At 74.9% G+C, this 11,678-nt stretch carries 7 protein-coding genes; 6 read left to right on the top strand and 1 reads right to left on the bottom strand.

Annotation, left to right across the window (positions count from 1 at the left end):
* Positions 1-16: 16 nt before the first annotated feature.
* The 4 genes from ACZ45Q_RS31350 (at position 17) to ACZ45Q_RS31365 (ending at position 6,625) form a co-directional block, all read left to right on the top strand.
* A complete protein-coding gene (locus tag ACZ45Q_RS31350; protein WP_468267569.1) occupies positions 17-1,969 on the top strand; it encodes an ABC transporter transmembrane domain-containing protein in 1,953 nt (650 codons plus the stop codon).
* Positions 1,966-3,744, top strand: a complete 1,779-nt coding sequence (locus ACZ45Q_RS31355) for an ABC transporter ATP-binding protein (RefSeq protein ID WP_468267571.1) — start codon at positions 1,966-1,968, stop codon at positions 3,742-3,744. Before ACZ45Q_RS31350 ends, ACZ45Q_RS31355 begins: the two co-directional genes overlap by 4 nt.
* A gap of 250 nt (positions 3,745-3,994) precedes the next feature.
* Positions 3,995-6,034, top strand: a complete 2,040-nt coding sequence (locus tag ACZ45Q_RS31360) for a M4 family metallopeptidase (protein WP_468267573.1) — start codon at positions 3,995-3,997, stop codon at positions 6,032-6,034.
* Between the two features lie 72 nt (positions 6,035-6,106).
* The gene (locus ACZ45Q_RS31365) at positions 6,107-6,625 is read left to right on the top strand and encodes a DUF1990 family protein (RefSeq protein ID WP_468267575.1); all 519 of its coding nucleotides are present in this window, start codon (positions 6,107-6,109) and stop codon (positions 6,623-6,625) included.
* A gap of 7 nt (positions 6,626-6,632) precedes the next feature.
* On the opposite strand, the gene ACZ45Q_RS31370 is transcribed toward ACZ45Q_RS31365, so the two are convergent.
* Positions 6,633-9,254 (bottom strand): glycosyltransferase family 1 protein, encoded by a 2,622-nt coding sequence (locus ACZ45Q_RS31370; RefSeq protein WP_468267583.1) that lies wholly within the window; start codon positions 9,252-9,254, stop codon positions 6,633-6,635.
* A gap of 300 nt (positions 9,255-9,554) precedes the next feature.
* Between ACZ45Q_RS31370 and ACZ45Q_RS31375 the strand changes: the two genes are divergently transcribed.
* Together ACZ45Q_RS31375 and ACZ45Q_RS31380 are read left to right on the top strand one after the other, a co-directional pair.
* Complete coding sequence (locus tag ACZ45Q_RS31375; protein ID WP_468267577.1) at positions 9,555-10,760, top strand: S8 family peptidase; 1,206 nt, start codon at positions 9,555-9,557, stop codon at positions 10,758-10,760.
* A 262-nt stretch (positions 10,761-11,022) separates the two neighbouring features.
* On the top strand, positions 11,023-11,678 hold a 656-nt coding region (locus tag ACZ45Q_RS31380; protein ID WP_468267579.1), incomplete at its 3' end, for a maltotransferase domain-containing protein.

Consider the following 11,678-nt stretch of genomic DNA (forward strand, 5'->3'; position numbering starts at 1 on the left):
CGGCGGGGGGCGACAGGTGATCGACGCGTACGAGGACCCGGGCACGCCCGACCGGCGCAGCGGCCCGCGGTACCTGTGGTGGCTGGTGCGCTGCCAGCCGGGGCGGTCGGCGGCGGGCACGCTGCTCGCCAGCGCGTGGATGGTGATGCTGGCCGTGGCGCCGTACGTCATCGCCCGGGCCGTCGACCGCGGGATCGAACCGGGTGACACGGGGGCGCTGGCCGGCTGGACGGGCGTGCTGGTCCTCGTCGGCGGGTGCACCGCGTGGCTGAGCATCATGCGGCACCGCACGATGACGCGGGTCCGGATGGACGCCAACTTCCGCACGGTGAAGGTGGTCGTCGGGCAGGCGGTCCGGCTGGGGGCGGCGCTGCGGCACCGGGTCGGTGCCGGCGAGGTGGTCACCATCGGCGTGGGCGACGTGCAGACCATCAGCCAGTCGCTGACGGTCGTCGGGCCGGGTGTCGGCGCGGTGGTGGCCTGCGCGTTCGTCGCCGGTCTGCTGCTGACGGTGTCGGTGGAGCTGGCCGTGGTGGTGCTGGTCGGCGTGCCGCTGCTGGGCATGGTGGTGGGGCCGCTGATGCACCGTCTCCAGGGCCGGGAGGCGGAGTACCGGGAGCGGCAGTCGGTGCTCACCGCCCGGATCGGCGACCTGGCGGGCGGGCTGCGCGTGCTGAACGGCCTGGGCGGCAAGGGGCTGGTCGCGAACGCCTTCCACCGGGACTCGCGGCGGCTGTCCGAGCAGGGCTACCGGGTGGGCGCGGTCACCAGCTGGATCCAGGCCCTCGGCGCCGGGCTGCCGACGCTGTTCCTGGCCGGGGTGACGTGGCTCGGCGCCCGGCAGGCGGTGCGGGGCGAGATCAGCGTGGGCGAGCTGGTGTCGGTGTACGGGTACGTGGTGGCCCTCCTGTGGCCGGTGGCGTTCCTGATCGAGGGCAGCCGGCAGATCAGCCGGGGCCTGGTCGCCGCGGACCGCGTCGTCCGGTTCCTGCGGCTGGAGCCGGAACCGGACACGGGCACCCGCGACGCCCCCGCGGAGCCGGCCCCCCTCTACGACCCCGCCTCCGGCGTACGGGTGCCGCCGGGCCGCCTCACGGTGCTGACCGGCCCCCGCCCGGCGGACGCCGCGGCGGTGGCCGACCGCCTGGCCCGTTACGCCCCCTCCGACGTCACCTGGGGAGACGTACGCCTGGACGAGGTGCCCCTCGCCGAAGTACGCCACCGCATCCTCCTGGCCACCCCGGAAGCCGACCTCTTCGCGGGCCCCCTGCACGACGTGATCACCCCCGGGTGCGCCGGAACACCCGACGCTCCCACTCCCAGCCCCAGGGGCGCGGGGAACCGCGCACCCCACCACGACAGACCTCACCCCACCGCTGACGCTCCCCATCCCGACCTCAGGGGCGCGGGGAACTGCGCGCCCAGCCACCCCACACCCGCACCCGCACCCGCACCCGCCCGACAACAGCCCCCGGCAGACGAGAACGCGCACCTCACCGCAGCGCAGCCCTCCACCGCGCACCTCACCGCAGCGCAGCCCTCCACCGCGCAGCTCACTGCCGCGCTGCACAACGCCGCCGCCGACGACATCGTCCGCGGCCTCCCCACCGGCCTCGACTCCCCCATCGACGCCCAGGCCCGCAACCTCTCCGGCGGCCAGCGCCAACGCGTCCGGCTGGCGCGGGCCCTGCTCGCCGACCCCGAGGTGCTGCTCGCCGTCGAGCCGACCTCGGCCCTGGACGCGCACACCGAGGCCACGGTGGCGGACCGGCTGCGCAGCGCCCGTCGGGGCCGTACGACCGTGGTGACCAGCACCTCCCCCCTGGTCCTGGACCGCGCCGGCGTGGTGCACCACCTCGTCGACGGCAAGGTCGTCGCCACCGGCACCCACCGCGAACTGCTCGACTCCGAGCCCGGCTACCGGGCCCTCGTCGCACGGGACGCCGACCCGGAGGAGGCCCTGGGATGACCTCCCGCCACCTGCCCGTCGCCGAGCGCGCCGACGTCCGCCGGGCGGCGGCCGGCCTGGTACGCGCCGACGGCCGGGCCTTCGCGGGCCTGCTCGCCCTGAACGCCGTGGCCGCCGCCGCGGGCCTGGCCGGGCCCTGGCTGCTCGGCCGGATCGTGGACGAGGTCCGGGCCGGCGGCGGGATCGCCGCCGTCGACCGGATGGCGCTCGGCATCCTCGTCTGCTCGGTGGCCCAGCTGCTGCTGGCCCGCTGGGCCCGCCTGGTCGGGCACCGGTTCGGCGAGCGCACGCTGGCCCGGGTGCGGGAGCGGTTCGTCGACCGGGCGCTGGCGCTGCCCGCGTCGGTGGTGGAGCGGGCCGGCACGGGGGATCTGACGGCCCGCGGCACGGCGGACGTGACGGCCGTCGGGAACACGCTGCGGGACGCCGGTCCCGCGCTGCTGGTCAACGGCGTGCAGTCGGTGTTCCTGGTCGCCGCGGTGCTGGTGCTGAACCCGCTGCTCGGTGCCGTGGGACTGCTCACCCTGCTGCCGATCTGGTTCGTGCTGCGCTGGTACCTGCGCCGGGCGCGCAGCGGCTACCTGGCCGAGGGCGCGGCCACCTCGGAGGTCGCGGAGATCGTGGCGGCCACGGCGGCCGGGGCCCGCACGGTGGAGGCGTTCGGGCTGGCCGGGCGGCGGATCGCGGCGAGCCGCCGGGCACTGGAGGTCTCGCGGCGCACCCGTTTGCACACGCTGTATCTGCGCTCGGTGTTCTTCCCGGTGATAGAGGTGTCGTACGTCCTGCCGGTGGCCGGCGTGCTGCTGCTCGGCGGGGTCCTGCACGCGGGCGGCGCGATGAGCGTCGGCGCGGTGGTCACGGCGGCCCTGTACTTCCAGCAGCTCACCGGGCCGCTCGACGAGATCCTGATCCGGGTGGAGCAACTCCAGGCCAGCGGCGCGTCCTTCGCCCGCGTGGAGGGGCTGGCCCGGGTGCCGCGCGCCGTCACGGCGGCCGGGCCGGCCGCCCCGGCCGACGACCGCATCGACGTGTCCGGGGTGCGCTACGCCTACGACGGCGGCGGTGAGGTGCTGCGCGGCGTCGACCTCACCGTGCGCCCCGGCGAGCGGCTGGCGGTGGTCGGGGCCTCCGGGGCCGGCAAGACGACGCTGAGCCGGCTGCTGGCGGGCGTGGACGCGCCGACCGCGGGCTCGGTGACGGTCGGCGGGGTCCCCGTCGCCGGCCTGTCGCCCGAGCGGCTGCGCCGCCAGGTCGTCCTGGTCACCCAGGAGCACCACGTCTTCCTCGGTACGGTTCGCGACAATCTGCGCATCGCCGAACCGTCCGCCACCGACGAGCAGGTGTGGGCGGCCCTCACCGCGGTCGGCGCCGGCGACTGGGTGCGGGAGCTGCCCGACGGCCTCGGCACCGAGCTGGGCCGGGACGGCGACGGCCCCGACGGCTCCCGGGCCCAGCAGCTCGCCCTGGCCCGGGTGGTGCTGGCGGACCCGCACACCGTGATCCTGGACGAGGCCACCGCGCTGCTGGACCCGGCCACGGCCCGGCACACCGAGCGTGCCCTGGCCGCCGTGCTCCAGGGCCGTACGGTCATCGCCATCGCGCACCGTCTGCACACCGCGCACGACGCCGACCGGGTGGCCGTCATGGCGGACGGCCGGGTGACCGAATGCGGCACCCACGAGGAGCTGGTGACGGCCGGCGGGGCGTACGCCGCGCTGTGGCGGTCGTGGCACGGGGAGCCGTCCGTCACCGCCGAACCCCACGGGTCCGTATAGCGAACATGAACTCCCGGACAACGAACGATTTCCGGCCAATCTCATGACGCGACCCTGACAAGCGACCGCTCTCCCTGCCACGCTTCCCACGGCCGCTCCACAGCAACCCCACAGCGTCACCGCACCGTCGTGCCGCGGCCGTCGCTCCCGCACGGAGTTTCTGCGTACCGCCCCGTCATGCCCGGCGGCTCACCCGCCGCCCGGTCTCCCCAGGCCGCGTCACCCCGTGGCCGCGCAGAAGGAGTCAGTGTTGAGCAGCAGTTCCGCCCACAGACGCACCCCCCACGCCCCCTCCCGTCCCCGGCGCCGCGCCGCGGCCGTCGCCCTGGCCGGCGTCGCCGCGCTGATCGCCACGGCCGTCCAGTCCGGCGCCGCCACCGCGGCTCCGGCCGCCGCCCCGGTCCCGGGCGCCGAGGCCGTCAAGCTCTCCCCGGCCCAGCGCGCCGAGCTGCTGCGCGAGGCCGCCTCCGCCACCGCGGACACCGCCGGCGACCTGGGCCTGGGCGCCAAGGAGAAGCTGGTCGTCCGGGACGTGGTCAAGGACCGGGACGGCACCGTGCACACCCGCTACGAGCGCACCTACGCCGGACTGCCCGTCCTCGGCGGCGACCTCGTCGTCACCACGGCCGCCGACGGGAAGACCACGAAGGTCGTCAAGGCCACCGGGGCCGCCATCAAGCCGGCCACCACCACGCCGAAGATCTCCGCCGGCAAGGCCGAGCGGCAGGCCGTGGCCGCCGCCGAGGCCGACGGCGCCGAGGCCCCCGACGCCGAGGGCGCCCCGCGCAAGGTGATCTGGGCGGCCGAGGGCAAGCCGGTCCTGGCGTACGAGACGGTCGTCGGCGGCCTCCAGGAGGACGGCACCCCCAACGAGCTGCACGTCGTCACCGACGCCGTCACGGGCGAGAAGCTGTACGAGTACCAGGCCGTGCACAACGGCACGGGCCACACCGTCTACAGCGGCACCGTCGAGCTGACCACCACCCGCTCCGGGTCGTCGTACAACCTCACCGACGGGGCGCGCGGCAACCACAAGACGTACAACCTCAACCGGCGCACCTCCGGCACCGGCACCCTGTTCTCCGGCCCGGACGACGTCTGGGGCGACGGTACCCCGTCCAACCTGGAGTCCGCCGGTGCCGACGCCCACTACGGCGCCGCGCTGACCTGGGACTACTACAAGAACGTGCACGGCCGCAGCGGCATCCGCGGCGACGGCGCGGCCGCGTACTCCCGGGTCCACTACGGCAACAACTACGTCAACGCCTTCTGGTCCGACAGCTGCTTCTGCATGACCTACGGCGACGGCTCCGGCAATGCCAACCCGCTCACCTCCATCGACGTGGCCGCGCACGAGATGACGCACGGCCTGACCTCCAACACCGCGGGCCTGCGCTACAGCGGCGAGTCCGGCGGCCTGAACGAGGCGACCAGCGACATCTTCGGCGCCACCGTCGAGTTCTTCGCGAACAACTCCTCCGACGCCGGCGACTACCTCATCGGCGAGGAGATCAACATCCGCGGCGACGGCACCCCGCTGCGCTACATGGACAAGCCCAGCAGGGACGGCTCGTCCAAGGACTACTGGTACTCCGGCATCGGCTCGATCGACGTGCACTACTCGTCCGGGCCCGCGAACCACTTCTTCTACCTGCTGAGCGAGGGCAGCGGCAAGAAGACGGTCAACGGCGTCGCCTACGACTCCCCCACCTCCGACGGCCTGCCGGTCACCGGCATCGGCCGCGCCAAGGCGGAGAAGATCTGGTTCCGCGCGCTGACCACCAAGTTCACCTCGACCACCAACTACGCGGGCGCCCGCACCGGCACCCTCGCGGCGGCCGGTGAGCTGTACGGCACCGACAGCGCCGAGTACAAGGCGGTCCAGGACGCCTGGGCGGGCGTCAACGTCGGCGAGCGCTCCGGCGGCGGCGGTGGCGGCGGCACCTCCTTCGAGAACACCGCCGACGTCGCGATCCCGGACAACGGCGCCGCCGTCACCTCCTCGGTGACCGTCTCCGGCCGCGCGGGCAACGCTCCCTCGGACCTGAGGGCCACGGTCGACATCGTGCACACCTGGCGCGGCGACCTGGTGATCGACCTGCTGGCCCCGGACGGGACCGCCTACCGGCTGAAGAACTTCAGCGGCTCCGACTCGGCGGACGACGTCAAGGAGACCTACACGGTCGACGCGTCCTCCGAGACCGCCGACGGCACCTGGAAGCTGCGGGTGCAGGACCAGGCGTCCCGGGACACCGGGTACATCAACAGCTTCAAGCTGACCTTCCCGTAGGCACGGGGCGGCCGGACGCCGGGCGGCACCCGGGACCCCAGGTCCCCGGGTGCCGCCTTAGGCTTGGGCCCCATGTCTGCGAGGGACTTCACCTACGAGGCCGTCGGCGCCACCCGCGCGCAGGGCGCCTGCCCGCCGGGCTACCGCTCCCTGCACGTCCGCACCCGCGTCGGGGAGGGCGAGCCGGTCTTCCGCCGGGCGGCCGAGGCGGTCCTGACCTGGGAGATGCACCGGGCGCTGGGGGTGGGCATCGACACCGGGGCGGACCGCGCCGCACCCGGCGTCGACGTCACCGTCACCCTCGCCGGGGTGATCAAGGCGCCCTGCCGGGTGGTGTGGACGGTGGAGGAGCGCCGCCGCGCCGGCTGGGCCTACGGCACCCTGCCCGGCCATCCGGAGAGCGGCGAGGAGGCCTTCGTCGTCGACCGCACGGGCGACGGCACGGTCTGGCTGACCGTCACCGCGTTCAGCCGCCCCGCCAAGTGGTACACCAAGGCGGGCGGGGCGGCTGCCCGCGGCTTCCAGCACGCCTACGCGCGGCGCTGCGGGACCGTGCTGCGGCGGCTCACCGAGGACGCCGCCGAGGACTGACGGCCGCTCACCTCATCAGCAGGCCCGCCGCCTCCACCAGCTCCTCGGACGGCACGGCGACCAGCCCCAGGTCGGCGGGCGACGCCAGCCGCGGATGGGCGGGCAGGATCCGGACCGTGTAGCCGAACGGCCCGGTGCGGTCCAGGGCGAGCGGGCCCTCGTAACCCCAGCGGCCCTCCGTGTCCGGGCCGCTCACCGGTTTCAGCGGGACGGCCGTGGCGTCGCTGATCCGGTCCTCGGAGTCCACCCGGCCGGAGACCGCCTGGACCTCGACGTCCTCCGGGGCGAGGTCGCCGAGGCGCACCCGTACCCGCAGCCCGAGCGTGCCGCCCAGCTCGGCGGTGGCCTCCGCGGCGGAAGTTTCCACGTGGTCGACGCTCACCCCGTGCCAGGCCCCGCGCACCCGGCCCTTCCATTCGGCGAGGTCCCGCGCGGCGTCCGGGCCGAGCGCGCGGTGCGCCTCGGCCGCCGGGGCGTACAGCCGCTCGACGTACTCGCGGACCATGCGGCCGGCCAGCACCTTCGGGCCGAGCCGGCCGAGGGTCTGGCGGACCATCTCGATCCAGCGGTCCGGCAGCCCGCTCTGCCCCCGCTCGTAGAAGCGCGGGGTGACCCGCTGCTCCAGCAGGTCGTAGAGGGCGGCGGCCTCTATGGCGTCGCGCCGGTCGGGGTCGGTGCCCCGGCCGTCGGCGGTGGGGATCGCCCAGCCGAAGTCGGGGTCGAACCACTCGTCCCACCAGCCGTCCAGCACCGAGAGGTTGAGGCAGCCGTTGAGCGCCGCCTTCATCCCGGAGGTGCCGCACGCCTCCAGCGGGCGCAGCGGGTTGTTCAGCCAGATGTCGCACCCGGGGTAGAGCTTCTGCGCCATCGCCATGCCGTAGTCCGGCAGGAACACGATCCGGTGCCGCACCCGCGGGTCGTCCGCGAACCGCACCAGCTCCTGCACGAGCCGCTTGCCGCCGTCGTCGGCCGGGTGGGCCTTGCCCGCCACGACGATCTGCACCGGCCGCTCGGGGTGGAGGAGCAGATCCATCAGTCGGTCCCGGTCGCGCAGCATCAGCGTCAGCCGCTTGTACGAGGGCACCCGCCGCGCGAAGCCGATGGTGAGCACGTCCGGGTCGAGCACGTCGTCGATCCAGCCCAGCTCGGCCGTCCCCGCGCCGCGCTGCCGCCAGGAGGCCCGCAGCCGCTCGCGCACCTCCGACACCAGCTGCCCGCGCAGGGTGCGGCGCAGCTCCCAGATGTCCGCGTCGGGGATGTCGGCGACGGAGTCCCAGCGCTCCGAGCCGCCGACGGTCAGCGCCTCCTCGGCCCGCTCCGCGCCGATCTGCCGGGCGCCGAGCTCGAACACCTCGGGCGCGACCCAGGTGGGCGCGTGCACGCCGTTGGTCACGGAGGTGATCGGCACCTCGTCGGCGTCGAATCCGGGCCACAGTCCGCGGAACATCTCCCGGCTGACGCCTCCGTGCAGCAGCGAGACGCCGTTGGCGCGCTGGGCCAGGCGCAGTCCCATCACCGCCATGTTGAACAGGTTGGGCTCGCCGCCGGGGTAGGTCTCCATGCCGAGCCGCAGGATCCGGTCGACGTCGATGCGCGGCAGTTCGGCGGCGGGGCCGAAGTGACGGGCGACGAGTTCGCGGTCGAAGCGGTCGATGCCGGCCGGGACGGGCGTGTGCGTGGTGAAGACGGTCCCGGCCCGGACCGCCTCCAGCGCCGAGTCGAAGTCCAGCCCGCCGGCGCACAGTTCGGCGATGCGCTCCAGGCCGAGGAAGCCGGCGTGGCCCTCGTTGGTGTGGAAGACCTCCGGCTCGGGGTGCCCGGTGAGCCGGCAGTACGTCCGCACCGCCCTGACCCCTCCTATGCCGAGCAGCATCTCCTGGAGCAGCCGGTGCTCGCTGCCACCGCCGTAGAGCCGGTCGGTGACGCCGCGTTCGCCGAGGTCGTTCTCCTCCACGTCGGAGTCGAGCAGCAGCAGCGGGACGCGGCCGACCTGGGCCAGCCAGATCCGGGCGCGCAGCTCCCGGCCGCCGGGCAGCGCCAGGGCGACCTGCGCGGGGCTGCCGTCGGTCTCCTCCAGCCGGGCGAGGGGCAGCTCGTCGGGATCGAGGACGGGGTAGTGCTCCTGCTGCCAGCCCTCCCGGGACAGGGTCTGACGGAAGTAGCCGTGCCGGTAGAGCAGGCCGACCCCGACGAGGGGCACGCCGAGGTCGCTGGCCGCCTTGAGGTGGTCGCCGGCCAGGATGCCGAGGCCGCCGGAGTACTGCGGCAGGGCGGCGGTGATGCCGAACTCGGGCGAGAAGTAGGCGATGGCGGCCGGGAGCCGGGCGCCGCTCTGCGCCTGGTACCAGCGGTCGCCGGTCAGGTAGGTGGCCAGGTCGTCGGCGGCGGCGGTCAGACGGCGCAGGAAGTCCCGGTCCTCGGCCAGCTGGGCCAGCCGGGCGGGCGGGACGGTGCCGAGCAGCCGGACCGGGTCGCCGCCGGAGGCGGCCCAGCGCTCGGGGTCGACGGACCGGAACAGGTCGCGTGTCCCGGTGTGCCAGGACCAGCGCAGGTTGCGGGCCAGCTCGCTGAGCGGCCGGAGGGGGTCGGGGAGGACGGGACGGACGGTCAGTCGGCGGATCGCCTTCACAATCACCTCGACGCGTTCGCGGGAGTGGACGCTGGGGTGCGCCTCGTCGTCCCTTATGACGGTACCGGTGCGGTGTCTCCCGCGCCGGGGGCTTCGCCCGGAACCCCCCTTGTCGGCCGAACGGTCCCGGCGCGTACGCCGAACGGTCCGGCACGGACGCCGGACAGTCCCGGCGCGGGCGCCGGACGGGCCGGTGCGCGCAGGCCGTCTTGTGGGGTCCGGCCCGGCACGAGAGGCTGCCCGCAGGCGTACCGGTCCGCGGACCGTCCGTAGGCCGCGTCGAGGAGGGGAAACGCACACATGACTCGGACGCGCACACGGCGTCTGCGTCCGGCGGGGGGACTTGTCGCGGCGGGCTGTGCCGTGGCGCTGTCGGTCCCCGCTCCGCACGCGCAGGCCGCCGCCCCCGAGGGGCGCATACGGGGCGCGGGCGCACCCGGCTCCGTGAGCGGGAGTTACCTGGTGACGCTCGAGGAGGGGACGCGGGCCGCGTCGGCGGCCGGGCAGGCCCTCGCCGAGAAGTACGGGGCCGAGGTCCGCCACACCTACGGCACGGTCCTGAACGGATACGCCGTCAGGGCCGGGGAGCAGCAGGCCAGGAGGCTCGCCGCCGACCCGCGCGTCGACTCCGTCGTCCAGGACACCCGCGTCGCCGCGGACCGCACCCGGCGGGACCCGCCGTCCTGGGGCCTGGACCGGATCGACCAGCCCGGCCGGCCGCTGGACCGGCGGCACACGTGGGCGGAACCGGCCGGCCGGGGCGTGACCGTGTACGTGATCGACACCGGCGTCCGCACCGGCCACCGCGACTTCGGCGGACGGGCGGCCCACGGCCCGGACTTCGTCGACGGCGACCGGACGGCCCAGGACGGCCACGGGCACGGCACCCATGTGGCGGCCACCGCCGTCGGCACCTCCTACGGCGTGGCGAAGCGGGCGCGGGTGGTCGCGGTCCGGGTTCTGGACGACGACGGCGCCGGCAGCACGGCCCGGGTCGTCGCCGGTGTCGACTGGGTGACGAAACACGCCAAAAAACCGGCGGTCGCCACGCTCAGCCTGGGCGGCCCGCGCAACGACCGGCTGGACGCCGCCGTCCGCGCCTCGATCGCCTCGGGTGTCACCTACACGGTCGCCGCCGGCAACGCCGGGCGGCCGGCCGCGCGGTATTCCCCAGCAGGGGTGACGCGGGCGATCACGGTCGGCGCGACCGACCGCCGGGACGCACGGGCGGGCTTCTCCAACCACGGCCCGGCGCTCGACCTGTTCGCCCCGGGCGTGTCGGTCACCTCGGCGTCCCACGCGAGCGACACCGGACGGGCGACCTTCTCGGGTACGTCGATGGCGGTGCCGCACGCGGCGGGCGCGGCGGCCCTGCATCTGGCCCGGCATCCACGGGACACCCCCGCACAGGTCGAAAAGGCACTGGTCAAGGGCGCGACCACCGGGAAGGTCTCCGGGCGGGGGCCGGGTTCGCCGGACAGGCTGCTGCGGGTCCCGGGCGCGTGACGGCGGGTCCGGGGCCACCGGCCGCGCCCTTCGGCGGACGAGGCCGGTCTTGAGCGTAGACATACGGGTGAGTAGTTAACAAAGTGCCGGAATGCCCACCCGAAGAGTGTGGGAAGGCTCCTCCGGTACGACCACGGCACAGACACCGGTGCGATTCGCGGCACATCGCAGCGGTACACCCCCCAGGCACCACGGACAGACCCGCAGGACCCACCTCCCCACAGTCATCCGCCCACCCTCGTTGACGCGGACAGGAGCGGTCATGCCCGCCAAGCACCACCAGTCGGCACCCCCGACGCCGTCGGCACCGCCGACGCGGAACTCCCCCGGTGACACCGTCGTCGGGCGCATCCCCGTCCTGGACGTCCGCCCGGCCGTCCTGGGCGGACGCCGGCCCGCCAAAGCGGTGACCGGCGAATCGTTCGAGATATCGGCCACCGTGTTCCGGGAGGGACACGACGCGGTGGCCGCCAACGTCGTCCTCAGAGATCCGCGCGGCCGTCCCGGCCCGTGGACCCCGATGCGGGAACTGGCCCCGGGCACCGACCGCTGGGGGGCCACCGTCACCGCCGGGGAGCCCGGGCGGTGGACGTACACCGTGGAGGCGTGGAGCGATCCCGTGGCGACCTGGCGCCACCACGCCCGCATCAAGATCCCGGCGGGCATCGACACCGACCTGGTCCTGGAGGAGGGCGCCCGGCTGTACGAGCGGGCCGCGGCGGACGTCCCCGGCGGCGGGGACCGGCGGGAGCTGCTCACCGCCGTCGAGGCGCTGCGCGACGAGAGCCGTCCGGCCGCGTCACGGCTGGCGGCGGCGTTGACACCCGAGGTGGACGCGGTCCTGGCCCGGCACCCGCTGCGCGAGCTGGTCACCGCCTCCGACCCGATGCCCCTCCTCGTCGAACGCGAGCGCGCCCT

The organism is Streptomyces sp. NPDC031049, from assembly GCF_055571015.1.